We start from the raw sequence: 25815 nt of genomic DNA, 5'->3' as shown, positions 1-25815 counted from the left end.
CCGTAACCTGCTCTCAAACCCTCAAAGGATCGCCCAATGAAAGATGCCGCTCCCCAGACGATCTATCTGCGCGACTACACGCCACCGGCCTATCTGGTTGATGACGTCCATCTGACGTTCAAGCTGGCCGCCACCAAGACGCGCGTGATGTCACGCATCCGGTTCCGACCGAATCCGGAGGCGACCTCAAATGAATTCTTTCTACACGGCGAAGACCTAAAGCTGATCAACGCCAAAATCGATGGCGAGGACATCACGCCTGAACTCACCGCAACCGGTCTGAGTTGTCCCGTGCCCGACGCCCCTTTCACCTTCGAAGCAGAAGTCGAAATCAACCCGCAGGCCAATACCGCGCTGGAAGGCCTTTACATGTCAAACGGCATGTACTGTACCCAGTGCGAAGCCGAAGGGTTCCGCAAGATCACTTACTATCCTGACCGGCCCGATGTGATGGCCACATTTACCGTCCGGATCGAAAGCGACCTGCCGGTACTTTTGTCCAACAGCAACCCCACCGGTCAGGGCGAAGGCTGGGCCGAGTGGCACGATCCGTGGCCCAAGCCCGCTTATCTTTTCGCCCTTGTCGCCGGTGATCTCGTCAACCACCCCGACCTGTTCACCACCATGTCCGGCAAGGATGTGGAACTGAACATCTGGGTCCGCCCCGGCGACGAAGGCAAATGTGCCTTCGGGATGGAGGCGCTGAAGAAATCCATGAAATGGGACGAAGATGTCTATGGCCGCGAATACGACCTTGATGTCTTCAACATCGTGGCCGTCGATGATTTCAACATGGGGGCCATGGAAAACAAGGGGCTGAACATCTTCAACTCGTCTGCCGTCCTCGCAAGCCCGGAAACATCGACAGACGCCAATTTCGAACGGATCGAGGCGATCATCGCCCATGAATATTTTCACAACTGGACCGGCAACCGGATCACCTGCCGCGACTGGTTCCAGCTGTGCCTCAAGGAAGGGCTGACCGTGTTCCGCGATCAGCAATTCACCGGAGACATGCGCAGCCACGCGGTCAAGCGGATCGACGATGCGGTGGTCCTGCGGGCGCATCAGTTCCGCGAGGACAATGGCCCGCTCGCCCATCCGGTGCGCCCCGAAAGCTTTGTCGAGATCAACAATTTCTACACCGTCACGGTTTACGAAAAAGGGGCCGAGGTGATCGGCATGCTGAAGCGGCTGGTAGGCGATGACGAATACAAAAAAGCGCTCGACCTCTATTTCGACCGCCATGATGGTGACGCCGCCACGATCGAGGATTGGCTGAAGGTTTTCGAAGATGCGACAGGGCGCGACCTGACCCAATTCGCCCGCTGGTACAGCCAGGCCGGGACGCCCCGTGTCAGCGTCCGCGAGGATTTTGTGGACGGCACCTACACCCTGCATCTGACGCAGCAGACGCCACCGACACCGGGACAACCGCACAAGGACCCGATGGTCATCCCTATCGCGGTCGGTCTACTGAACGACAACGGGGATGAGGTCGTGCCCACAAAAATGCTGGAAATGACCCAAGCTGAACAAAGCTTCTCCTTCGAAGGTCTTGCCAGCAAACCGATCCCGTCGATCCTGCGGGGATTTTCCGCCCCGGTCATTCTGGAGCACGATCAGACCAAAGCCCAGCGCGCGTTCCTTCTGGCCCATGACACTGATCCGTTTAATAAATGGGACGCAGGGCGCAAATTGGCGCAGGATGTGCTGGTCGGCATGGTGCGGGACGGGGCGACGCCAGACGGTGCCTATCTTGACGGTCTCGCCGCCGTACTGCGCGATGACAGCCTTGATCCAGCGTTCCGGGCGCAGGTGCTGGCCCTGCCCAGCGAAGACGACACCGCCCAGGCACTTGTTGATCTGGACCATGTACCGGACCCAACAGCGATCTATGATGCCCATGAAACGCTGAAACTGCAGATCGCCCAACATCTGCAGGATCAGTTGCCGCGCAGCTATGCCGACATGGCTGTGCCTGGTCCCTATACCCCCGATGCCGAACCGGCAGGCAAACGGGCACTTGGCAATACCGTGCTGTCGCTGATGTCGAAACTCGATGGCGGGCGGCAAGCGACACAGCAATATGCCACGGCCGACAACATGACCCAGCAACTGGCGGCCCTCGGGGCCTTGCTGAAAATCGGCAAAGGTAAAGCTGAGCTGTCAGCCTTCGGCGAACAATGGCAAAACGACCGGCTGGTCATGGACAAATGGTTCGGCCTGCAAGTCGCCTGCGCCAGCCCGGATCAGGCTGCAGCAACCGCCGAAACGCTGGCAGCCCACCCGGCCTTCGATATCAGGAACCCCAACCGATTCCGGTCCGTATTCGGCGCGCTGGGGGGAAATGCTGCCGGGTTTCATCACCCCTCGGGCAAGGCATATGACCTGCTGGCGGACTGGCTGATCAAGCTTGATGAACTCAATCCCCAGACCACGGCGCGTATGTCCACGGCATTTTCCACCTGGAAACGCTATGACGATAACCGGCAAGCCAAAATGCGCCACGCGCTGGGGCGTATTGCGGCAAAACCCGGCCTATCCGCCGATACAACCGAGATGGTGAGCCGCATACTGGGCTGAAATCTGCCGAAATTGAACAACGTTCGCGTATTGGTTTTACGCCATCCGATCCCTATCTATGATCTGTCATACAACCATGACAAAGATATGGTGAGTGGTCGCTATGGAACATCGCATTGACCCGCTGATCGCTGAGCGCGCGCCCTGGCTTTACAGTGATCGCCCCGGCACAAAAGCTGCAAGGCGCAGCCTGCACAAGCTGCTGGGATACGACGCAACCGTGCGCATCGCCAGAGCGTTCAAGGATGAACCGGCCAGCCGGATCATGAACGTGATGGGTGATATGTTGGCCAAAAACGCCGATGTCACCGGGCTTGGCAATATCCCGATGCATGGCCCTGCCTTGATCGTGGCGAACCACCCAACCGGGATTGCTGACGGGATCATCCTGCACCACCTGATCGCCCGGGTCCGCTCTGATGCCTATTTCTTTGCCAATCGCGATATCTTGCGGGTCTTTCCCCAGATGGACACCATGATTGCCCCGGTCGAATGGCGCACAGAGCTGCGCAGCCACGCTAAAACCCGGGCGACGATGGCTTACGTACGCGAAGCGACTGATGCAGGGCGGCTCGGCGTCATCTTCCCGTCGGGTCGTCTGGCCAAGCGGCGGGGGCTGCGCCTGTTTGAAAGGCCCTGGATGGCCTCTGCCGCGATGCTGGCGCGCAAATATGATCTGCCCGTCATTCCAATCAACATTCAGGCGCGCAACTCAGTCCTGTTTTACCTATTTGATCTGATGCATCCGACATTGCGGGACATCACCCTGTTTCATGAAACGCTCAACAAGGCGAAACAGCCGTTTACTGTCACCGTGGGCGAACCGATATCTGCAGCCTCCATGCCGAAAAATTCCGAAGACGGTATCGCAATGCTGCGCAAGGCCACATTGGCACTGGGCGGTAAGGATGCGCCGGCAGTCAGTCTGGTTGCCGCGTCGCGTCCATTGTTGACACGCTCACGAGCGCATTAGGACGTACTCTGGGACGTATGTTGTTGAGTGGCTGGCAATAGCTCTGGGCAGAGGTCCAGGCCGCCATATCCGCGATCTTCCTCCTGTTCGTCATCGGACCCCAATCGGCGGCGACACCGCGCCAGCGCCCATCGTTCACCGCAATCGCGCGATCACGTTCGACCGTCACGGCCATAATCCGGGCAGCACAGCTCAGGTTGTCTGCGGGGTTCTTGAGCGCCTCACCTGTCGTGGCACGACAGCCGTAACTGCGCGCCGTGGGCGGGTAAATCTGCAGCAATCCGTACCATTGATTGCCGCCGCCGACAGCGCGGGGATTATAGGTGCTTTCGTGCTTGGACAACGCCGACATCATGCCGACCCAGAACGCGGTCCGGGTCTGGGTATTCGCCGTCTCATAGGCCGGGCACCAGGTATCAATATCGCGTGGAACGATCGTCGGCAGTACTTCAAATCGCGTCACCGCTGTCATCGCGGAACGTGTCCAGACGGCCGATCCTGTTTTGAAATCCCAGCGCGCTTCAGGCAAAAATGCATCCCGTGCTTCCGGACGGACAACAGGTGCGCGCGTCTCAACCGCGACCGGGTAACGCAGCATATGTGGCGGGCGCGCCACCGGTTTCACAGCACGCAATTCATCCAATACGCGCGCCGCTTCGACATCTGAGCGCGACAGAGGGCGCGCGTCTTCAGCTGCGGTGCGATCCGCGCTAGCGGCCAGACAAAGAGCGATCAGAAATGATGTAACGACCTTCATAAACAAAACTTGCGCCACACCCTTGGTGCAGCGCAAGTCAGAGAGCAACAGGCGGCAATCCACCGCCGAGCCATCATTTAGGCGGCGTTGGGACGCGGGTGCTTGCCCTCTTTCACTTCCTCGACAATCTTGGAGACAAATGCGTCCAGATCCTCGGGCGACCGGCTGGTGATGATACCGTTGGAAATGGCAATCTCCTGATCCACCCACTGGGCTCCGGCGTTCTTCAGATCGGTCTTGATCGAATGGTAGGACGTCATTTCGCGGCCACGAACCACATCAGCCTCGATCAGCAGCCATGGGGCATGGCAGATCGCCGCAACGATTTTTCCCTTGCTGACAAAGCCCTGGATCAGCTTGATCGCGTCAGCTTCGACCCGCAGCAGATCAGGGTTGATCTGACCGCCGGGCAGGACGATGCAGTCGTAGTCTTCGACCTTTACGTCAGCGATCTTGGCATCGGCATCCACCGATTTGCCCCAATTGTCCTTATCCCAGCCCTTGATTGCGTCGCCATCCAGCGTCGCCACATGCACAGTTGCGCCCTTTTCGCGCAGTTGCTCCAACGGCACGAACAGTTCCGATTGTTCAAAACCGTCGGTGGCGACAATAACAATTTTTGCATCGGTCATATCGGTCATGGCTTTCTTTCCTCTGGTTGATTGTATTGTGCTGACCTAACGCGCAATGCCGCCACTTGTTCCCAACCAATCGCTGTTTTAGAAGCGGGCTAACGCAAGCCTTGGAGTTTCCCATGCTCGATCTCACCTATGATGCCCCCGCCCCCAAAGTGATTGCCGGTGCCAAGCATGACTGGGAATTGGTCATCGGGCTTGAGGTCCATGCGCAGGTCGCCACCAAGGCCAAGTTGTTTTCCGGTGCCTCAACCGAATTCGGGGCAGAGCCGAACAGCAACGTGGCCTTTGTGGATGCCGGGATGCCCGGTATGCTGCCCGTGATTAACGAGGGCTGCGTGGCGCAGGCCGTCAAAACCGGTCTTGGCCTGAACGCTCAGATCAATCTGGTCTCGGCCTTTGACCGCAAGAACTATTTTTATCCTGATCTGCCGCAGGGTTACCAGATTTCCCAGCTCTATCATCCCATCGTCGGCGAAGGTGAAGTGCTGGTCGAAATGGGCAACGGCACCGCGCGCAAGGTGCGGATCGAACGGATCCATCTGGAACAGGATGCGGGCAAATCGATCCATGATATGGACCCGAACATGTCGTTCGTGGACCTAAACAGGACTGGCGTCGCACTGATGGAGATCGTCAGCCGCCCCGATATTCGCGGCCCCGAGGAAGCGGCGGCTTATGTGCTGAAGCTGCGCCAGATCCTGCGCTATCTGGGGACCTGTGACGGCAACATGCAGAACGGCAACCTGCGGGCCGATGTGAACGTATCTATCTGCCGCCCCGGCGATTACGAGAAGTATCAGGAAACACAGGATTTTTCCCATCTTGGAACACGCTGTGAAATCAAGAACATGAACTCTACTCGGTTCATTCAGATGGCGATTGATTACGAGGCACGGCGCCAGATCGCCTTGCTGGAAGACGGCAAAGAGGTCGTGCAGGAAACCCGGCTTTACGATCCCGACAAGAACGAAACCCGGTCGATGCGGTCCAAGGAAGAGGCGCATGATTACCGCTATTTTCCGGACCCGGACCTGCTGCCCCTTGAGATCGAACAGGGGTGGGTCGATGATATCAAAGCGTCTTTGCCGGAACTGCCGGATCAGAAAAAGGCTCGCTTTATCAATGACTTCGGGCTTTCGGAATATGACGCATCGGTGCTGACGGCAGAGGTGGCGAATGCGGCCTATTTCGAAAAAGTCGCTGAAGGTCGCGATGGCAAGTTGGCGGCGAACTGGGTCATCAATGAACTGTTCGGGCGGCTGAAAAAAGAGGATCACGGGATCGAGGAAAGCCCAGTATCCGCCACCCAACTGGGCGCGCTGATCGGGCTGATCAAATCAGGTGACATCTCTGGCAAGATCGCCAAGGAAGTGTTTGAAATCGCTTACACAACGGGCCGTGAGCCGGCAGAGATCGTCGAAACCGAGGGCATGAAGCAGGTCACCGATACCGGTGCGATCGAGGCAGCGGTGGACGAGATTATTGCGGCCAATCCGGCGCAAGTCGAAAAGGCAAAACAGAACCCGAAACTGGCGGGCTGGTTTGTGGGTCAGGTGATGAAGGCGACCGGTGGCAAGGCCAATCCGGCGGCTGTCAATCAGCTTGTCACGGCCAAGCTCGGGCTCTGAAAACTGCTGTCGGCATCGCGTCGGACTTGCGTCGGCAAAACGTCGGACCCCACCGCACGCATCTGTTAACGAAGTCTTAACCCGAATCCTTGGACTCGGCCGTCAGCTTTGCTATACCCGTGCAGTGGAAATAGGGGTGACGGAATGTCATACGAATACAAGGTCGTGCCAGCGCCGACGCGCGGATTGAAAGCCAAAGGCATCAAAACCGCCGAGGACCGGTTTGCAAATGCACTGGAGACCGCCATCAATGAGCTGGCCGCCGGCGGGTGGGAATATCAGCGCACCGACACCCTGCCCTCCGAACAGCGTGAAGGGCTGATGAGTAAGACAACAGTCTATCAGAACATGCTGGTGTTTCGGCGTGCCAGATCAGCGGCTGCCCGCCCCGCGCCTGCACCGCAGGTCGCAGCGCCCGCACCACCTGTCGCGAAGGCCCCTGCGTCAGCGCCTCGTCCTGCGCCCACGCCCCCGCAGCGTCCTTCGCCTGATGTGGCGGCAGAGTAATTACTGAATATCAATCGCTAGGGCGTGGATCCGCCCGATGATGTCTTTGCCCAGTGCCGCATGGATGGCGCGATGGCGTGCAATGCGCGACATATCGTCCAGCTTTGATGCCTTGATTACAATCCGCCAATGGCTTTCGCCGGATCCATCATCGCCCGCATGCCCGCTGTGCAAGGCACTTTCGTTAATCACGTCCAGCTTGGTTGGTGCGAGTGTCTCCAGGCTTTCGCGAATTTCGGTCTCAATTCCCATTATTTTGCTCCTGCCCTCTTCAATCTCTTGCCGTGCGGTCTTACAGTCAGTCGCTCGAGTCGGAAAGGGATGACGCGCGATGAAAAAGGATGACCCCTTTGGTTTTGATATGTCGGTTTCGAGTTCCAAGAAGAAGAACCCGCGCGGTCGGCGCGGTATGTCCGGCGCGTCCGAGACCTCGACTCGCGTCTGCGATCACGAGGGTTGTCAGGAAGCGGGCAAGTATCGTGCACCCAAATCCCCCGATGTGCTGGATGACTATTACTGGTTCTGTCAGCAACACGTGCGCGAATACAATCTGAAGTGGAATTTCTTTGACAGCACGTCAGAGGCGGAACTGGCCGCACAGATGGATCAGGATCGCGTCTGGGAACGCCCGACAAAACCGTTCAAACGGACCGTCGAGGAACGGGCCTGGGCCCGTCTGGGCGTGGATGATCCGCATCAGGTGCTGGGCGAAAACGCGACCCGTAATCCGGGCCGCGGTGCTGCGACGGGCCGCAAGCTGCCCCCAACCGAACGCCGCGCGATCGAGATCCTTGAAGCGAAGGACAACTGGTCGAAACCGGAGATCCGCAAAGCCTACAAGGCGCTGATCAAGGTGCTGCACCCGGATATGAATGGTGGTGACCGCAGCCAGGAAGAACAGTTGTCAGAGGTTGTCTGGGCCTGGGACCAGATCAAGGTCAGCCGGAACTTCCGCGACAAGGACTGATCGGCGCGCAATCACATGGACCAACGCCATCATCGCCAGCCACGCCAATGCAATCAGGGGCGTGCTGCCAATGATGGTGGCGATCATCACAACGCAGATCATCGCTTCTTCCAGTGTCTGGAACATCATCAGTCCGCCCAGAAAGGCACCGATGGCGGTTGAACAGATCGCCCCGATCGCGGCCAGCATCCACCCTTTCCTGCCCTTTCGTCCGAAAGCGACACCCACGATCAGCCCGGCAAGAAATGCCCCGGCCAGTGCGACGGAAATAAATGCGACCTCCTCTCCCTGAAACATCGGGCTGCCGATCATCCTGAAATAGATCAGCATGGCCGTGGCGGTCGCCCCGCCAACCAGTGAAATCATGGCTGCTATCGGCACTGACCGGCGGCTTGGACGTAGGTAAATCATGTATCTTCCCCTTTTTTTCTGCCTGCCATCAATCAAACAGCCATGCAGAGATTCTGTCGGAAAGTTGTGCAGAAGTTTCGCATTGCGCAAGAAAAAGGGGCCCGAAACGGACCCCTTCGCAAACCGATATATAGCCCCTCAGTGCCGATATGTATGGCGGTAGAGATTGGCCTGCGACAGGCTGCTGAGGTGAGAGACGGCCTTGCTGGTCCGGGTCCATTCCTCTTCGGCCCGCAGGATGGCGATCAGGAAATGCGCGCCAAACAGAACCACGAACCAAGCGACAGCCAGAAGCGGTTTGGCCATGAATTCTGATACAAGGACGAAGGGCCCCACAAGCGTGCCATAAAACGGTGACACCAAGGTGCCGGCGATGATGGCGGTCACGAATGTCACAATGATCGCAGCAACGATAGCGCGGGCGAAGCCCAGCGCGCCGCGGCGCCCCATCCATGCCCGCGACATATACAGCGCAACACCCGAAGCAATACCGCCTGCGATGATCACCCAGTTGTCATACAATGTCGGTTCGGGCGGAATGGCATATGCGCCTTCCATTGCGGACATCAGCATCAGCGTAATGCCCGATGATACTGCCATGACCCCACCATAGGCGATTGCGACAGCTTTCTGCCCGCGGCTTAAATGCAAAGTTTTAAATAAACGCGCGAACATTGCGCAGACCTCCAAGATACCGTTTCGTTGGCCCCTACATCACAAAATCGCAGCGGCGCGTCTGTGCGAGAACACACATCAAGTGCAAATCTCGGCTTGCCCATTTTTTGCCACATTCCGCCTATCGCCACAATAAAAAAACGGCAATAATCCGCCTACAGACCCCAACATGCCGGAAATATTGAATATTTTCTCAAACTACCTAAGGTTGTGTGATGCATCACTGTATCGGATTCAGTCGCAATCGTCTGATTGAGCCGAAATTGGTTCGATTAACATCCTGCAAAATTAACCAAAGAATCTGCATGCGGCCCCGAACCGCGCCCTAACGGACCCGGCGGAACGCCGTCGATTTCTAGGCTGTTCGCGTTAACTTTAGGCCCGAAACACTAGGCTGGCCCCGTTCAGGCAATGCCGTTTGCCCGTCGGTCGCGGCCCGTCGTCAAAGATATGACCCAGATGGCTGCCGCAGCGGCGGCAATGGCATTCGGTGCGCACTGTAAACAGTTTTCGGTCGGGCTTGGTGCCGATGGCACCGGGCAGGCTGGCGTAAAAGCTGGGCCATCCAGTTCCGCTATCGTATTTCGTTTCAGAGGAATAAAGCGGCAGGTCGCAGCCCCGGCAGTGATAGGTCCCGTCGGCATAGTTCTTGTCGAGCGGTGATGTGCCTGCCCGCTCTGTCCCTTCCTGGCGCATCACCCGGTATTGCAGGTCGGTCAGCATGGCCCGCCACTCAGCATCGGTGCGGGTCACTTCGAATTGTTCGGCCCAGAGTGCGGCGGGCGCGGTCGCCATGGCGAGTGTGGAAAGGGTGAAGCTGCGGCGGTTCATCATGGTCGTTCCTTTGAAAGTAGACGGATCCTAGCAGCCAGTGCTGACCAAGTGGTAATAAAAGCCGACCACCCCACGATCATGTGATCAGCCGCCGACAGGTCCAGACCGCCCTGATTGACCACGCCAGCGCCCCCTTCCCCTTGCAGCGCCCCGCGTTATGTTGCATCCCCGACATCAAACGATCTGACCCAGTGGAAAAGGCAACGATTATGGCCGACGGCACAACCGATATGCAGGCGAAACCGACCGAAGATATTTCTGTTCGCGAGGTGTTTGGCATCGACAGCGACATGAAAATCAAGGCGTTCGCCGATCGGTCAGACCGCGTGCCGGAGATTGATACCACCTATAAATTCGATCCTGACACGACCCTCGCGATCCTTGCCGGTTTTGGTTACAACCGCCGGGTCATGATCCAGGGTTACCATGGCACGGGCAAATCGACCCATATCGAACAGGTCGCCGCCCGTCTGAACTGGCCCTGTGTGCGCGTCAATCTGGACAGCCATATCAGCCGGATCGACCTGATCGGGAAGGACGCGATCAAGCTGCGCGACGGCGTACAGGTCACTGAATTCCATGAAGGCATCCTGCCCTGGGCCCTACGCAATCCGGTCGCCATTGTGTTCGATGAATATGACGCGGGCCGTGCTGACGTGATGTTCGTGATCCAGCGGGTGCTGGAACACGACGGCAAGCTGACATTGATGGATCAGAACGAGATCATCACGCCGAACAAGTATTTCCGTCTTTTCGCCACAGCCAACACCGTTGGCCTGGGTGACACGACCGGTCTGTACCACGGCACCCAGCAGATCAACCAGGCGCAGATGGACCGGTGGAGCCTTGTCGCGACCCTGAACTATCTGTCGCATGATGCAGAAGCGGCCATCGTTTTGTCGAAATCGCCACATTACAACACCGACAAGGGCCGCAAGATCGTCAGCCAGATGGTCACCGTCGCAGACTTGACTCGTACCGCGTTCATGAATGGCGATCTGTCGACGGTCATGTCGCCGCGGACCGTGCTGGCCTGGGCCGAGAATGCGCGTATCTTCCAGGATGTCGGTTACGCTTTCCGTCTGTCATTCCTTAACAAATGCGACGAGCTTGAGCGCCAGACGGTTGCCGAATTCTACCAGCGCTGCTTTGACGAGGAACTGCCAGAGAGTGCGGCAAGCCTGAGCCTGGGGTAATACCCGTCGCAAGGGTTTGTATCTGCTTGAGGTCGCTGCACGAACGGCGTCCTTTCGCTCTACCGCGACCCTAAATCCGGCACGAACCCGCCGTCATTTTTGTTCCGTCACTTCACCACCGTCCCGACACAGTTTCGCCCGGACCAGCCCGTTTACTTCACGTCAGTAGTAATGTGAACGTAATGGTTGGTTATAATGCGATACGTGAAGACCCTTGGCCGTGGTTTGGCCCTCACCCTGATTTTGGCGGCCCCCGCAGGCCACGCCCAGACGCTTTCGGCAGAGGCGCAGTTGCAGACATTTGCGACCTGCGTGGGCCGTCTGACTGCGGAACTGGAATATGAATGGAGCACGCAAGGTGCTTATTCCGACGAAGCCGCCTTTCGCCGTGACGCCACGGTGCAGTTGGTCGCCGCCATTGTGTCGGACGAGCAATCGCGCGACGTGTTGCACTGGCGCGATGCCGCAAAGCGCGCGCAATATGATCTGCTAAGTCGGTCGCAATACAGCCGTGATCAGGCCGAAGCGGAATGGGCCAAAAGCCGGGCCGCGATGCTGGAGCAGGAATGCACGTCACTCCTCTTAGGCTGATCAGCGCGGGTTGAAGCAGGCCTGAGGCTAGGTCATGGTTCTGTCCATGGCCAAACCTTTGCATATCGGATTGATCGGCGGGATCGGTGTTGCCGCCACAGTCGTCTATTACCAGCGCCTCACGCAGGCGGTTGATCGACTGGGCGGATCACTTGACCTGACAATCGTCCACGCTGATGTGCAGACGCTGATCCGCAATAACCTCGCCGATGACCGGGCTGCCCAGGCAGCCGTGTACGCCCCGCTCATCGACAGGCTGAAGGCGGCAGGCTGTGACTGTGCGGCCATCACCTCACTCGGCGGGCATTTCTGCTTCGACGAAACTGTCGCGCTGTCATCTTTGCCGCTGGTCTCGGCGGTGGCCCCGCTGGATGCCTATTTTGTCGCGCAAAAACTTGGCCGGGTCGGACTGCTGGGTACCCGTGTGGTGATGCACACCCGGCTTTACGGGCAATTGGCGCGGACCGAAGCCATCGCACTTGACGATGAATGTGACGAGATCGGCCAGACCTATCAGGATATGGCCGTCGCCGGGTATTGCACCGACGCCCAGCGGACGTTTTTTCTTGATGCAGGTGCCCGGCTGGTCAGGGATCATGGGGCAGACGCGATTGTGCTGGCGGGGACGGATTTGAACCTTGCCTTTGACGGTCAGGACCCGGGGTATCGCGTCATTGATGCGCTGGATGTGCATGTGGACCTGCTGGCCCGGCTTGCCGCCGGACACGCGACCCTGGACCGGTAGCGGCTCATACGCCACAAAACGATGTGTTTCCGAAGTGCCTGATTGATTGGCGATATTTTTACACTCATGCTGCAAATATGAGCGGTATGAAAACAGTTCTTTCGCTTCTCTTTCTCGCGCTAGCGGTCGCACCCGCACCGCTGCGCGCCCAGACGGATGACAGCCAGCTGCGCCTGTTTGCCAGTTGCGCAGGCCGGCTTTCGGCGGCGATGGAATATCAGTGGATGTTTGACGGCGCCGCATCGGAACGCACCGAACTGCAGCGCGCCAGCGTCCTGCAACTGGTCGAAGCCACGATGCCCGATGGAATGGGCCGCGAAGTGCTGCACTGGCGGTTGTCGGCGAAGCTGGCACAATCGGCCCTGCTGACACGGGCCACATTCAACGACGATCAATCTGATGCCGCCTGGGCTGCGCAAATGGCAGATCGACTGACCCGCGAATGTACGGCGTTGATCCTAAGTTAACTGCCAGATCATCACCTTATCTGTTGCGGTGCGGGATTTCCCGGCAGTATGCTCTGCCTCACGAATAGATCGGAGCCAATTATGAAAATGAAAGTTGGGACAGAGCTGCCCGCAGATTATGTGGTCAGCCACGAGGATTTGTCAGAATCCGCCGCAACACTGATGGCGCATGCTTTGCTGCCTCTTTTTGCCGAAAATATGCCCGCAGACGCAGCCAAGGCCAATGTCGAAGGCATCCTGACCGAACTGGCCTATCTGTTTGACGAAGGCGAGATCAGGATCGGCGGCAAGACTTATCGCCCCCGCCTCGCCTTTGTTGATGAGAGCGGCGCGATTGTGCCCGGGGTTGCCAACCTCAATACACTGCACCGACTGGTCGAAGACCCGTTCGACATCGCACCAGAGGCGAATATCACCTTTGAAGAGGATGAATTCATCGAAGAGTAGGCACGGTTTGCGTCCCTGGCCTCTGGTCATTGCGCCCGCCCGGTTCTAGTTTGCACCCCAGCAGAGGACGCGGCCGATGAGCAAACCATCCGACAACCCAGCAGATCCGTTCAAAAAGGCATTGGCCGAGGCGACCAAGGTCATGGCCGATGATCCGGAACTGGCGGTGACCTATTCGGTTGATCCGGCTGGGCAAACGGCTGAGACGATCCGCCTGCCACAAGTGTCGCGCCGGATGACACGCGATGAGGTGCTGTTGGCCCGTGGCACTGCCGACGCGTTTGCCCTGCGCCACAAGTTTCACGACCCCAAGGTCGGCGCCCGCTACATGCCGCAAGGCCAGATGGCGCAGGATTTGTACGAGGCGATGGAAACCGCCCGTGTCGAAGCCCTTGGCGCCCAGCATATGCCCGGCACGGCTGGCAATATCGACGCGAAAATCGGCAATGAGGCCGCCCGCAAGGGGTATGACCAGATCACGCAAGCCGCCGATGCGCCGCTGTCAGTCGCAGCCGGTTATCTGATCCGCCATTTGGCCACAGGTCGCGATCTGCCCAAAGGGGCGGATAACGTGATGGAGCTGTGGCGCGGCTTTATCGAAGATCATTGCGGTGGCACGCTGGAAAGCCTGGAAGACACGCTGTCCGATCAACAGGCCTTTGCCAAATTCGCCCGTCAGCTGATCAGCGATATGGGCTATGGCGATCAGTTGGGTGATGATCCTGACAGCCTTGACGACGATCAGGAAGACGAGGCCGAGGAGAGTTCCGAGGACGATCAGGACGAGCCAGACAGCACCGGAGAGGATGAAAGCGAAGGTGAAGACGCCGAAGCCTCGCCAGAACAAACCCAGGAAGATCAGCAGGATGCATCACAGGCCGAGGTCAGTATGGATGATCAGGCTGATGCGGAAATGGGCGAAGAAACCGAGATGCCAGAGGGCGAGGCCCCGCTGGAGCCGCCCGCCCCGCAGCCCGTATCAGAGGCTGATCCTGATTACCGCGTTTTCACAACAGAATTTGACGAAGAGATTGGGGCCGAGGATCTGGCGGAGCCGGTCGAGCTGGAACGGCTGCGCGCCTATCTTGATCAGCAGTTGGAGCCACTGAAAGGGGCCGTGTCGCGCCTTGCCAACAAGCTGCAGCGCCGCCTGCAGGCGCAGCAGAACCGGTCATGGGAGTTTGACCGGGAAGAGGGCATTCTGGACGCGGGCCGCTTGGCCCGGATCGTCGCCTCGCCCACAACCCCGCTGTCCTTCAAGGTCGAGAAAGACACTGATTTCCGCGACACTGTGGTGACCCTGCTTCTGGACAATTCCGGGTCCATGCGTGGTCGCCCGATTTCCATCGCGGCCATCTGTGCTGATGTCATGGCGCGCACGCTGGAACGGTGTGATGTGAAGGTGGAAATTCTGGGCTTTACCACGAAGGCGTGGAAGGGCGGACAAAGCCGCGAGAAGTGGTTGCAAGAGGGCCGCGCCGCGACCCCCGGTCGCCTGAATGATCTGCGCCACATCATCTACAAATCCGCAGACGCGCCCTGGCGGCGGACCCGGCCCAATCTGGGGCTGATGATGAAAGAAGGGCTGTTGAAGGAAAACATTGATGGTGAGGCGCTCGAATGGGCGCATCGGCGCATGGTGGCCCGGCCGGAACAGCGCAAGGTGCTGATGGTGATCTCTGACGGGGCGCCGGTGGACGATTCAACTTTGTCCGTTAACCCTGCGAATTACCTGGAAAAACACCTGCGCGATGTGATCGGCATGGTGGAAAAACGCAAGGCCGTGGAGCTTGTGGCGATTGGGATCGGCCATGATGTGACACGGTATTATGAACGCGCAGTCACGATCACGGATGTGGAACAACTGGCCGGGGCGATGACCGAACAATTGGCGTCGCTTTTCGACAGCGATCCACGCAAACGCGCCCGCGTGCTGGGCATGCGCAAGGCGGGTTAGGCCAGAACAGATTTCCAGAAATTTGTTCGCCTCCGGCGGGAGTTATTCTGGAAGAAAGAAGTTGAGGAAAAGTATTATGTTTCAAACCTTTGAGGCACAATCCTCACCTGATCAGGGGCCGCCCAGACTGGCCGCGCTCCGCCTGTTGATGGCGCAGCATGAGGTGGACTGTTTTCTTGTTCCACGCGCCGACGCGCATCAAGGCGAATATGTCGCCCCCCGCGACGCGCGGCTGGAATGGCTGACCGGATTTTCCGGCTCTGCGGGGTTTTGTGCGGTGTTGCAGACTATCGCGGGCATCTTCATCGATGGCCGCTACCGCGTGCAGGTGCGGGCGCAGGTGGCCGATGATTTTACGCCAGTCCGTTGGCCCGAGGTCAAACTGGCCGACTGGCTGATCGAACAGATGCCAAATGGCGGGGTCGTTGCCTATGATCCCTGGCTGCACACCGCCAGCGAAATTGCCGATCTGCGCGACAAGCTGGAGGGCTTTACCCTGCGCCCTGTTGCCAATCTGGTTGACGCCATCTGGACCGATCAGCCGGATCCTCCCAACGCCCCGTTTACTGCTCACCCGATGGAACATGCGGGCGAAAGCCATGCCGACAAACGCCGCCGTCTCGCGTCAGATCTGGGGGCGACGGCCGCGATTATCACTTTGCCCGACAGTATTGCCTGGCTGTTGAATATCCGTGGGACGGATATTGAGCGTAACCCGGTCCCGCAGGCCTTTGCGGTCCTTTCGGATGACGGCACCGTCAACCTGTTTGCCGGATCAGATAAGGCAAAAGATATATCGGACCACCTTGGCCCGGATGTGACCGTTCGTGATGTGGATGGCTTTCTTGACGCCGTCGCGGCGCTTGATGGCCCGGTTCGGATCGATCCGAAATCGTGCCCCGATGTGGTGGCATCGACGCTACGCGACGCCGGGATCGACATCATCAAGGATCGCGATCCCTGCATCCTGCCCAAGGCGCGCAAGAACGCGGCAGAGATCGCTGGCGCCAAAGCCGCCCATGAACGCGATGGCGTGGCTATGGTCCGGTTTCTGGCGTGGCTGGACGCTGAGGCTCCAAAGGGGACGCTGACTGAAATCGACGTGGTCAAGTCGCTTGAAGGGTTCCGGCGCGATACCAATGCCCTGCGCGATATCAGCTTTGAAACCATTAGCGGTGCCGGGCCGAACGGTGCCATTGTGCATTACCGTGTCAGTGAAGACACCAATCGCCCTGTGAAACCGGGTGAGTTACTGCTGGTCGACAGTGGCGGCCAATATGTGGACGGAACCACCGATATCACCCGCACGATGATTGTGGGCGACCCGACAGAGGAACATCGCACCTGCTACACCCGCGTGCTGCAGGGCATGATCGCGATCAGCCGCATCCGCTTTCCAAAAGGGGTTGGCGGGCAGCATCTGGATGCCCTGGCCCGCGCGCCGCTTTGGCTGGCGGGCATGGATTATGATCACGGAACAGGGCACGGGGTCGGCAGTTACCTGAGCGTGCATGAGGGGCCGCAAGGCATCTCGCGCCGGTCAGAAGTGGCGCTGGAAACCGGCATGATCCTGTCCAATGAACCGGGATATTACCGCGAAGGGGCGTTTGGGATCCGGATCGAAAACCTGATCGTCGTGGCTGAAGCGTCCGCCATAGAAGGAGGCGACGACCGCGAGATGCTGCATTTCGAGACGCTGACCTACGTGCCATTCGACCGGCGTCTGATTGATGTCAATTTGCTGTCGGACGCAGAACGGGACTGGATTGATCGCTATCATGCCGATACGCTGCACCTTCTTGGGGGGCGTCTGGATGATCGTGCGGGTGATTGGTTGACCAAAGCCTGCGCACCGCTTTGACATCAAGGCGTCAGATACCCCGGCGGGATGTGTGATTTCAGAGGGAGGACCAGCCATGGCGGACCATATCAAGATCAGACCAGCCAAAGGCAACTGGACGGTTCGCGCTGGCGGCGCGGTGCTGGGTGAAAGCAGCAATGCGCTGGAATTGACGGAAGGGGATTACCCGCCGGTCATCTATTTCCCGCGGGCGGACATCGCCATGGCCTTTCTTGAGCCCAGCGACACCACATCAACCTGCCCACATAAAGGTGTGGCCAGCTATTACTCCATCGCGGCCAAAAGCGGATTGATCAAGGACGCGGTCTGGTCCTATGAGGACCCGCATGATGGCGTGGCGGCGATCAAAGACCATCTGGCGTTCTACCCGTCCAAGGTGGCTGTTGAAGAAGTGTGAGCGCGGCTGGGAGGAAAGATTTTCGCGAAAATCTTTGTAACCCAAAATTTTCTGGAAAATTTTGGTGCCTCAGGCGTGTTCTTCTGCCGCCGTTTCGGCCAGCGCCCGGTTCATCGCCTTCAGCGCATCGACCTGAAACAAGGCCCCCCACAGCTCTGGCGGGCTTTCTTCACCCCCCAACGTGACCACCGGGATGAACGTTTTGCCGGATTGTTCGAAGATCGGCATGGCCTGCTCCAGCGTTGCATTCCCGTCGATATAGACGCCCTCACTGACAAGATCCCAGCACGCATCTTCCGATGCCGCATCCGGCGTACCGGTCTTGCGCATGACTGTGGCAACCTTGAAGGTCGCCAGCAGATAGGCCTGCGGACCTGCGGCCAGATGGATATTGCGCCGCTCGAGCTGGGTCAGAAAGAACGAACGATCCACCAGCCGCGATGACAGGGCCGTGGACAGCGAAACCGACACCATGACCGCAAGGCCGGTCTGCCAGTCGCCGGTCAGTTCAAAAACAATCAGCGTAGTCGATATGGGTGCCCCCAGAACAGCGGCGGCAACCGCCCCCATGCCGGCCAGGGCATACAATGTCCCCTCCCCGGACACATTGGGAAAAAGCGACGTGGCGATGATCCCGAAGGCCAACCCGGTCAACGCACCCACCATCAGCGACGGCGAAAACACCCCGCCGCCCATGCGCCCACCCATCGTAATTGCCACCGCAATGACCTTGAGCACGACGAAGACAATCGCCTCATGGGCCAACAATTCGCCTGTCAGGGCTGCTGATGTCGTCTCGTACCCGACGCCGATGATGTGGGGCCACCAGATGGCCAGCAAACCCAAAAGCGCGCCTGCCACAGCCGGTCGTAAAAACCGGGGCAATCCGGTTCTGGCTTGCAGGAAACCCGCAAAATCCTCTGCCCAGAAAATCGCTTTCATCAACAGTACAGCGACGAGGCCACAGACCACGCCCAGTAGCAGGAACGCGGGCAGTTCGACGTAGAATTCCAGGGCGTTTTTGCCCGTCAGCATGAATTCGGTCACATCGCCAAAGGCCAGCCGGTTGATCACCGTGCCGGCGACCGATGCAATCACAATAGGGGCAAAGGCGTGAAGCGCGAAATGACGCAGCACGACCTCTAGCGCGAACAGAGCCCCTGCGATCGGCGCGTTGAAGCTAGCGGATACAGCCGCCGCAACAGCGCATCCCAACAGGTCACGCCCGGTAATTCCATTGGCCCGGATCAGCCTGCAGACAGCGGTCGAAATCACCGCCGCCAGATGCACCACCGGCCCTTCCCGTCCGCTGGACCCCCCAGATGACAATGTGATCAACGACGCAGCAGCAGAGGCCAGACCGCGCCGTACCTCAACCCGGCCTTCGTTCAGCGCCGCACCTTCGATGACATCAGCGACAGAGCGGACGCGACCGTCATCTGTAAACCGGTCCAGAATAATGCCAACACAGAGGCCGCCAATAATCGGGATCAGGAGGATCTGATACCATGCCAGACCTGCGGCAAAACTCGCCAGATAGGTCGGATCGTCAGTGCCATAAAGAAATGATTGCGCCGCCTCGATCCCCAGACGAAACAGCAATGCCGCCACACCAGCGGCGATGCCGATTGCCAAGGCGATGAACCAGAATTGCACCTGACTGGGGCCACGTGTCTTCATCACGTGCAGACCGTCGCGGCAGACGCCTTTCAGGTCTGTCGCCCCCTGCTCGATCAGTCCCTTTATCGATTTACCCATCGTGCCTCTTGGCGGTTATATGGTCCGATTGGCACTTTGGCCGCCAACAGAACGACGCTGCGGGCAAGCCTTGACTGGCACCACACATCAAACATCCTTCTGTTGTAGGGGATCGTCGGGGGCGGTCCAAGATGGTTTCGGGACCATAACCGGCTTTTCCGACTCGGGTGTTTTTCCTGTCAAGAAGACTTTGCCCAGAACAGGTCCGTACTTGGAAAAGCAGTCCTCGATTCGCTGTTTCGCCTCATCGATTTGTCGGCGTATTTTCGCCGGTGCAAAAATAACACAAATTAGAACTCCGTGATGCGGTGCTGGTTTGAAGTTCGAGTTTACGGAACGTCACAGACTCAACCCAAACGTTAACACGCCATCGGGAGCGCAAAAATGTTAACCAACTGGAATACGGCAGCATACGGATGAAAGCTTGACCAGAACAGATTGCAAATATTGTATAAAAAATGGCTTTGGGAGGGGGTTCAGCAAGACCAAAGGGATGAAATGATGCTCTCTTGGTTAACTTTTTCGTATACGAAAATCAACTTAAAGTGTTTATGTCAGCATTATTGACATACTTTGGGATAGGTTGATGCCTTCCGTGAAACTCTGCTAATTCTTCTTCATGAGATCGATTAGATCTTGTGTAGGTAACGAGTGTCTGGGTTCGGTTCCACATATCGGCGAGAATCTGCCCAAGTTTAAAGGAAGGAAACGTTTGCGGGTCCTTTCACGACACATTTCAAGACGTGCGTGGCGGAGGTGAGTGGCCAAAGCGTACACTGTTACGAGTGGGTTGGGTAACCCGTATGTTCCGGGGGCGACATCAACGTAAGACGACCGAAAGGGAAGCTGCGTTGTTGTCGCCCCCAATTCTTTTCCTACAGATCGATCAACACACGCGCGGCCTCGCGCGCGGCATCAGTCACGCGATCCCCTGACAACATCCGCGCAATTTCATCAACCCGTGCAGACTGATCAAGCGCCACAACCGTTGATGTGGTCGCATCGTTGTCCTGTCGTTTTTCCACCCGCCAGTGGTGCCCACCCAGCGCCGCCACCTGCGGCGAATGGGTGACGACGAGTACCTGCCCGCCCTTGGCAAGATCGGCCAGCCGGCGGCCGACTGCATCTGCGGTCGCCCCACCCACGCCACGGTCAATCTCGTCAAAGATCATGGTCAGACCTTGCGCGGCATCGGTCAGGCAGACCTTGAGCGCCAGCAGGAACCGGCTTAACTCTCCGCCCGATGCGATCTTGTTCAACGGCCCCGCAGGTGCGCCTGGGTTGGTCGCAACGGTAAATGCGACTGCATCAGCACCCTCCGGCCCCGGTTCGGCCACGGTAATGCTTGTCGCAAAAACGGCCCGTTCCATTTTCAGCGGCGCAAGCTCTGCCGCCATTGCCTTATCCAATGCTTTGGCGGCCTTTGCGCGCTTCTGGGTCAGGCGCATGGCATTGGCATCATAGTCTGCCTGCGCCGCCTCAACAGCCACAGTCAGGGATTTCAGATCACTGGCGCTGTCATCCAATACGGCAAGCCGGGCGCGCAGGTCATCCGCAAACGCACGCAGATCATCGGCCAGAACACCATGTTTACGCGCAAGACCCCGGATCGCGAATAAACGTTCTTCGACATCTTCCAATTCTGACGTGTTGAAGGACAATGCATCAAGGCAATCCGCCACACCTTGCTGGGCTTCGTCCAACGCCAGCATGGCCTGTTCAATCGCGGCGAGTGGTGCATCCAGACGCCCCTCCGCCTTGTCGGCGACGGCTTGCAACCAGCGCGAAGCGTCGGTGACCAGCCCCTCTGCTCCTTGCAAACCTAGCGCCTCACCAGCCTTGCCGATATCAGCACGGATCTTTTCAGCGGCTTGCATCAGGCGACGTTGCGTATCAAGTGCGGCCTCTTCCCCCGCCTCAGGAGAAAGGGCATCCAGTTCCGCCACCGCGTGGCGCAGATAATCCTCTTCTGCTTTGGCTTCGGCTATTTTTGCTTCGGTTGCGGCCAGCGCCTTGCGCGCCTCGCCCAGTGCGCGCCAGCTATCGCGGGTCTTGGCCAGATCATTGTCCAGACCAGCGAACGCATCCAGCATCTGCCGATGACCGCGCGGGTTCAGCAGCCCGCGATCATCATGCTGCCCGTGCAATTCAACCAGTGTATCCGACAGGGCGCGCAACACCTCACCACTGACACGGCGATCATTGACCCAAGCCGTCTTGCGTCCATCCTTGGTATTTATGCGGCGCAGGATCAGCTCATCTTCGGCAGTGATCCCCGCCTCTTCGAGTACCGCGTGGGCCGGATGGTCAGGGGCAAGGTCAAACCACGCTGTCACCTCGCCCTGATCCGCGCCTTGCCGGACCAATTCGGCCCGGCCACGCCAGCCAAGCACGAAGCCCAACGCATCAAGCAGGATGGATTTGCCGGCACCGGTTTCGCCTGTCAGAACATTCAGCCCGGGTTGAAACGCGATTTCCAACCGGTCGATAATCAGCATGTCGCGTATGTCTAGGCCGCGTAGCATGTCGCGCCCCCCGGGATCGGCCCTAGGCCACCATGCCTACAGCCATTCACCGCGCACCACCTGCCGGTAGATCGATGCCAGCCAGTTGTCGCCTGCCACTTCAGGCGGCAAACCCCGGCCGTTCAACAGCGCGAAACTGGATTCGTACCACTGGCTCGACCGGTAATTCAGACCAAGAATGGCACCCGCTGTCTGCGCCTCTTCCATCAGACCAAGGGCCATGTAGCTTTCCACAAGCCGGTGTAGCGCCTCGGCGGTATGGGTGGTGGTCTGGAAATCTTCGACCACGGTGCGGAACCGATTGGCGGCGGCCGCATAATGGCCACGCTTGAGGTAGTAGCGCCCGATTTCCATTTCCTTGGCCGCCAGATGATCAAAGGCGAGATCGAATTTCAGCACCGATGTGCGGGCATATTCGCTGTCTGGATAAACCTCAATCACCTGCCTTAGGGCCTGCAATGCCTGGAATGTCAGCCCCTGATCACGGCCAACTTCGTCGATCTGGTCATAATAGGACAGGGCCAGCAGATAGGCGGCGTAAGGCGCATCCTCTTCCGCCGGGTAGAAATCCAGATAACGCTGTGCAGCAGCACGACTATTGGGATAATCGCCGTCGCGGTGATAGGCAAAGGCCTGCATGATCAACGCGCGTTGGGCGTATTCGGAATAGGGGTAAAGCCGCTCAATCTCGCCAAATGAAAACGCAGCGTCGTCGGGCTGGCTGTTTTCAAGCTGCCGTTCGCCGCGTTCAAAGATCTGCTGGGCGGTCAGGTTTTCCAGCGGGGCTTCGTTAGAGGTGCCGCAAGCCACCAATAGCGCCAAGGCGAAAACCGCGCCAATACGCGCGCGTGTCTTGCTGGACCTGCCTGACATTATTGTTGTCCCCACGCTGTGGTCGCTCGGAATTGGGGCGCATTGGCCCATGGTTGGGTTTCGGTCTAGCATAGAAAAATCGGGGGCAAAATGCCTTTTGCACCGCAGTTCGATCAACTATCTGAAGGTGTTGTTATGCAACCGCGTGAAGATCGGCCATGCTGACGCCCACGCCGGGCAGACGAGCGGCGATTTTGGCGTCACAATTCACCCAGCGCCATGCGTCTGGATCCGCGAACAGGGCACGCAACAGCTTGTTCGTCATGGCGTGACCGGACCGGGCACCGGTGTAACGACCCAGGATGGGTGCACCGGCCGTGTAAAGATCACCCAGCGCATCCAGCATCTTGTGGCGCACAGCCTCATCCGCGTGGCGCAGGCCACCTGGGCTCAGCACCTTGTCACCATCGACGACAACGGCATTATCCATGGTGCCGCCCAGGGCCAGCCCATTGGCGCGCATCGCATCCACATCAGAAGACCGGCAGAAAGTGCGGCTGTCACAGAGTTCGCGCACGAATGTTCCATTGGCCAAATTTAGCGTCTTTTGCTGACGACCAATCGCCTCGTCCGTGAATTCAATTTCGAAATCAATCTGCAGGGTCGTTGCCGGTGAAAGCGTTGCCCGGGCTCGACCATCGGCCACGGTGATTTCCTTGAGGACTTCAATCGCGCGCAACGGGGCCGACAGCCGGGTCAGCCCGGCCTTCACAAAACCACGCACAAACGCAGAGGCGCTGCCATCCAGAATAGGCACTTCCGGGCCATCAATCTCGATCAGGGCGTTATGCACGCCGCATCCGGCAAGCGCTGCCATCAGATGTTCGATGGTGGAAACGGTGACGCCATCGGCATTGGTCAGGCGCGTATTCAGCGGCGAAACGATCACATTGTCCCATGTCGCCCGCAGCTCAGGACGCCCCGTCAGATCCGTACGGCGAAACACGATACCTGTCGACGCAGCCGCCGGACGCACAACAATGCGCACCGGTGCACCGGAATGAAGTCCGGTGCCGTCAAAGGTCACGTCAGTGTTCAGTGTCGTTTGCACGGGGGTGAGGCCCTTATGGCGTATTTCTTGCTGGCCATGAAGTAGAGTGCGGGGGGCGATGTCTCAACTCACTCTTTACAACGGTCTGAAACATCGGCGGGCGATTTTGTGGCAACAATGTGGCAGGCGCAGCAAGCCTATGTTTCTGAAAGAAAAAGGCCACCAAATGGTGGCCCTTCTTGTGATTTCAACCTGACGTCATTTGTTGCAAAAAAGCACGCCCTAGTTGGCCTGACGACGCAGAAAGGCCGGAATCTCGATTCGATCCTGATCCTCGGTTTGCTCTGGCTCTTGCCGGATCGCGGTGACCTGCGGCTGCGTGCGCGCTGGTTGCTGAGCGGCGCCTTCGGCCTGCGCGCCGGTCATCCGGTTGATCAGGGAATTGATCCCGAACCGTGGCTTTTCACCCTCTTGCGCCGCGGGCGTGGCCGCCTGCTGCGGACGCTGCTGCTGTGCCGACTGGTTGGTCTGCTGACCGGGCGCACGGGCGACGGCGGCCTGCAGGCGCGCCAGTGCTTCGGGCGTCGGGGTGCCGGGTGCCGCTGCGCGTGGGGCGACAAAGGTTTCCGCCTCTGTCAGTTGCGGGGACGGGCGTGGTTTATAGGCAGGCGGCGGCAGATCATCATCTGCCTGTGCCTGCTGTGCGACCTGTGGTTCAGGCTGACGCTGCTGGGACGCGGCAGGGCGCGGTGTAGGTTCGGCACGCGGCACATCGAGTTCGGCAAAGGATGGCTGCTGTTCGGTTTCCGCAACGGCGGCCACGGCTGGTGCTTCTTCGACCGGTTGAGGTGCGGGGGCTTCTGCGGTTTGGGCCAGCGGGGCGGCCATGGACCGGCGCGGCAAAGGTTGGTCGGCGTGGCTCACGGCGGCATCGATCCCGGTGGCCACAACGGACACCCGCATCTTGCCTTCCATATTGGTATCAAGGGTCGAACCGACGATGATATTCGCCTCTGAATCAACTTTTTCGCGGATCTTGTTCGCAGCCTCATCCAGTTCGAACAAGGTCAGGTCGTAACCCCCCGTAATGTTGATCAGAACACCCTTCGCACCTTCCAGCGAAATCTCGTCCAGAAGCGGGTTGGCGATGGCCTTTTCAGCCGCCTGGATGGCCCGGTTCTCGCCATCGGCTTCACCGGTCCCCATCATCGCCTTGCCCATTTCGTCCATTACGGCGCGCACATCGGCAAAGTCGAGGTTGATCAGGCCGGGACGCACCATCAGGTCAGTCACACCCTTCACACCCTGATAAAGCACGTCATCCGCCATCGCGAAGGCTTCGGTAAAGGTGGTGTTTTCATTGGCCAGACGGAACAGGTTCTGGTTCGGGATGATGATTAGCGTATCAACAACCTTTTGCAGGGCTTCGATCCCTGCATCGGCCTGCTGCATCCGCTTGCCGCCTTCAAACTGAAACGGCTTGGTCACAACACCAACAGTCAGCACACCCAATTCACGGGCAGCTTGGGCAATGATCGGCGCCGCCCCTGTCCCGGTGCCACCACCCATACCGGCGGTGATAAAACACATATGTGCCCCAGCCAGATGATCGACAATCTGTTCAATGCTTTCTTCGGCGGCTGCTGCACCCACGGTCGCGCGGGCCCCTGCCCCCAAACCTTCGGTGACTTTCAGGCCCATCTGGATCTTGGCCGAGGCACGCGATTGCTGCAGCGCCTGCGCGTCGGTATTGGCCACGACAAACTCGGTCCCGTCAAGCTCCTGCTCGATCATATTGTTGACCGCATTACCGCCTGCGCCGCCGACGCCGAACACGGTGATGCGTGGCTTCAGTTCTTCATGCCCCGGAAGGGAAAGATTCAATGTCATAACTCGATCCGCCTGTTTTTATATGCCCGTGCCCACGAGCGCCTGCTGATTATTGCGTCGACTTTAACGCTGTGATGCCGAAAGGTCACGACAAAAACACAAAATCGCCACCAAATCTGGACAAAAACTCTGACTTTTCTG

General features: G+C 58.6%; 24 protein-coding genes. 13 read left to right on the top strand and 11 right to left on the bottom strand.

The window, feature by feature from the left end; genetic code table 11:
* Positions 1-36: 36 nt before the first annotated feature.
* Together pepN and ACFWW4_RS10095 are read left to right on the top strand one after the other, a co-directional pair.
* The gene (pepN, locus tag ACFWW4_RS10100; protein ID WP_411890719.1) at positions 37-2586 is read left to right on the top strand and encodes an aminopeptidase N; all 2550 of its coding nucleotides are present in this window, start codon (positions 37-39) and stop codon (positions 2584-2586) included.
* A 103-nt stretch (positions 2587-2689) separates the two neighbouring features.
* Positions 2690-3559: a 1-acyl-sn-glycerol-3-phosphate acyltransferase gene (locus tag ACFWW4_RS10095; protein WP_411890718.1), complete on the top strand. Its 870-nt coding sequence runs from the start codon at positions 2690-2692 to the stop codon at positions 3557-3559.
* On the opposite strand, the gene ACFWW4_RS10090 is transcribed toward ACFWW4_RS10095, so the two are convergent.
* Both ACFWW4_RS10090 and ACFWW4_RS10085 read right to left on the bottom strand, forming a co-directional pair.
* Positions 3507-4316 (bottom strand): transglycosylase SLT domain-containing protein, encoded by an 810-nt coding sequence (locus ACFWW4_RS10090; protein ID WP_411890717.1) that lies wholly within the window; start codon positions 4314-4316, stop codon positions 3507-3509. The genes ACFWW4_RS10095 and ACFWW4_RS10090 overlap by 53 nt on opposite strands.
* A 77-nt stretch (positions 4317-4393) precedes the next feature.
* Positions 4394-4957 carry a type 1 glutamine amidotransferase domain-containing protein gene (locus ACFWW4_RS10085; protein WP_411890716.1) on the bottom strand — a complete coding sequence of 188 codons (564 nt, stop codon included), beginning with the start codon at positions 4955-4957 and terminating at the stop codon, positions 4394-4396.
* Between the two features lie 113 nt (positions 4958-5070).
* On the opposite strand from ACFWW4_RS10085, the gene gatB reads away from it, so the two are divergent.
* Both gatB and ACFWW4_RS10075 read left to right on the top strand, forming a co-directional pair.
* Positions 5071-6582: an Asp-tRNA(Asn)/Glu-tRNA(Gln) amidotransferase subunit GatB gene (gene gatB / locus ACFWW4_RS10080; RefSeq protein ID WP_411890715.1), complete on the top strand. Its 1512-nt coding sequence runs from the start codon at positions 5071-5073 to the stop codon at positions 6580-6582.
* 144 nt (positions 6583-6726) lie between these two features.
* Positions 6727-7089 carry a DUF4177 domain-containing protein gene (locus ACFWW4_RS10075; protein ID WP_411890714.1) on the top strand — a complete coding sequence of 121 codons (363 nt, stop codon included), beginning with the start codon at positions 6727-6729 and terminating at the stop codon, positions 7087-7089.
* Here the strand turns inward: ACFWW4_RS10075 and ACFWW4_RS10070 are convergent, their stop codons facing one another.
* Entirely contained in the window at positions 7090-7341 is a 252-nt protein-coding gene (locus tag ACFWW4_RS10070; RefSeq protein WP_393931129.1) for a BolA family protein, read from the bottom strand. It abuts the gene before it with no gap.
* A 79-nt stretch (positions 7342-7420) separates the two neighbouring features.
* Between ACFWW4_RS10070 and ACFWW4_RS10065 the strand changes: the two genes are divergently transcribed.
* Complete coding sequence (locus ACFWW4_RS10065) at positions 7421-8056, top strand: DnaJ domain-containing protein (RefSeq protein WP_393931127.1); 636 nt, start codon at positions 7421-7423, stop codon at positions 8054-8056.
* Here ACFWW4_RS10065 and ACFWW4_RS10060 read toward each other — a convergent pair.
* The 3 genes from ACFWW4_RS10060 to msrB form a co-directional block, all read right to left on the bottom strand.
* The gene (locus ACFWW4_RS10060) at positions 7994-8467 is read right to left on the bottom strand and encodes a hypothetical protein (protein ID WP_411890713.1); all 474 of its coding nucleotides are present in this window, start codon (positions 8465-8467) and stop codon (positions 7994-7996) included. The genes ACFWW4_RS10065 and ACFWW4_RS10060 overlap by 63 nt on opposite strands.
* A gap of 138 nt (positions 8468-8605) precedes the next feature.
* On the bottom strand, positions 8606-9067 hold the full coding sequence (locus ACFWW4_RS10055; RefSeq protein ID WP_393931123.1) for a hypothetical protein: 462 nt from the start codon (positions 9065-9067) through the stop codon (positions 8606-8608).
* A gap of 450 nt (positions 9068-9517) precedes the next feature.
* Entirely contained in the window at positions 9518-9973 is a 456-nt protein-coding gene (gene msrB / locus ACFWW4_RS10050) for a peptide-methionine (R)-S-oxide reductase MsrB (protein WP_393931121.1), read from the bottom strand.
* A 212-nt stretch (positions 9974-10185) separates the two neighbouring features.
* On the opposite strand from msrB, the gene cobS reads away from it, so the two are divergent.
* From cobS to ACFWW4_RS10010, 8 genes are all read left to right on the top strand, one after another.
* Complete coding sequence (gene cobS / locus ACFWW4_RS10045; RefSeq protein ID WP_393931119.1) at positions 10186-11172, top strand: cobaltochelatase subunit CobS; 987 nt, start codon at positions 10186-10188, stop codon at positions 11170-11172.
* A 195-nt stretch (positions 11173-11367) separates the two neighbouring features.
* A complete protein-coding gene (locus tag ACFWW4_RS10040) occupies positions 11368-11763 on the top strand; it encodes a hypothetical protein (protein WP_411890712.1) in 396 nt (131 codons plus the stop codon).
* Positions 11764-11821: 58 nt separating this feature from the next.
* Positions 11822-12508: an aspartate/glutamate racemase family protein gene (locus ACFWW4_RS10035; protein WP_411890763.1), complete on the top strand. Its 687-nt coding sequence runs from the start codon at positions 11822-11824 to the stop codon at positions 12506-12508.
* Positions 12509-12594: 86 nt separating this feature from the next.
* Positions 12595-12975 (top strand): hypothetical protein, encoded by a 381-nt coding sequence (locus ACFWW4_RS10030; RefSeq protein ID WP_411890711.1) that lies wholly within the window; start codon positions 12595-12597, stop codon positions 12973-12975.
* An 81-nt stretch (positions 12976-13056) separates the two neighbouring features.
* Positions 13057-13422: a hypothetical protein gene (locus tag ACFWW4_RS10025; protein WP_411890710.1), complete on the top strand. Its 366-nt coding sequence runs from the start codon at positions 13057-13059 to the stop codon at positions 13420-13422.
* Positions 13423-13498: 76 nt separating this feature from the next.
* Entirely contained in the window at positions 13499-15379 is a 1881-nt protein-coding gene (gene cobT, locus ACFWW4_RS10020) for a cobaltochelatase subunit CobT (protein ID WP_393931111.1), read from the top strand.
* A gap of 76 nt (positions 15380-15455) precedes the next feature.
* Complete coding sequence (locus ACFWW4_RS10015; protein WP_411890709.1) at positions 15456-17240, top strand: aminopeptidase P family protein; 1785 nt, start codon at positions 15456-15458, stop codon at positions 17238-17240.
* 55 nt (positions 17241-17295) lie between these two features.
* Entirely contained in the window at positions 17296-17637 is a 342-nt protein-coding gene (locus ACFWW4_RS10010) for a DUF427 domain-containing protein (protein ID WP_411890708.1), read from the top strand.
* Positions 17638-17706: 69 nt separating this feature from the next.
* Here ACFWW4_RS10010 and ACFWW4_RS10005 read toward each other — a convergent pair whose 3' ends face one another.
* The 5 genes from ACFWW4_RS10005 to ftsZ all read right to left on the bottom strand — a co-directional run bounded on the left by ACFWW4_RS10005 (position 17707) and on the right by ftsZ (position 25674).
* Positions 17707-19317 (bottom strand): chloride channel protein, encoded by a 1611-nt coding sequence (locus ACFWW4_RS10005; RefSeq protein ID WP_411890762.1) that lies wholly within the window; start codon positions 19315-19317, stop codon positions 17707-17709.
* Between the two features lie 953 nt (positions 19318-20270).
* Positions 20271-21920 carry a DNA repair protein RecN gene (gene recN / locus ACFWW4_RS10000; protein WP_411890707.1) on the bottom strand — a complete coding sequence of 550 codons (1650 nt, stop codon included), beginning with the start codon at positions 21918-21920 and terminating at the stop codon, positions 20271-20273.
* 36 nt (positions 21921-21956) lie between these two features.
* A complete protein-coding gene (locus tag ACFWW4_RS09995; protein ID WP_411890706.1) occupies positions 21957-22793 on the bottom strand; it encodes an outer membrane protein assembly factor BamD in 837 nt (278 codons plus the stop codon).
* A 133-nt stretch (positions 22794-22926) separates the two neighbouring features.
* Positions 22927-23844 (bottom strand): UDP-3-O-acyl-N-acetylglucosamine deacetylase, encoded by a 918-nt coding sequence (gene lpxC / locus ACFWW4_RS09990; protein ID WP_411890705.1) that lies wholly within the window; start codon positions 23842-23844, stop codon positions 22927-22929.
* Between the two features lie 222 nt (positions 23845-24066).
* On the bottom strand, positions 24067-25674 hold the full coding sequence (ftsZ, locus tag ACFWW4_RS09985) for a cell division protein FtsZ (RefSeq protein ID WP_411890704.1): 1608 nt from the start codon (positions 25672-25674) through the stop codon (positions 24067-24069).
* Between the last annotated feature and the right edge of the window lie 141 nt (positions 25675-25815).

Origin of the sequence: Yoonia sp. SDW83-1, assembly GCF_046762885.1 — a bacterium.
Lineage (GTDB): Bacteria > Pseudomonadota > Alphaproteobacteria > Rhodobacterales > Rhodobacteraceae > Yoonia.
Note: the sequence above shows the minus strand (reverse complement) of the source record. Positions and strands in the feature narration are given on the sequence as shown.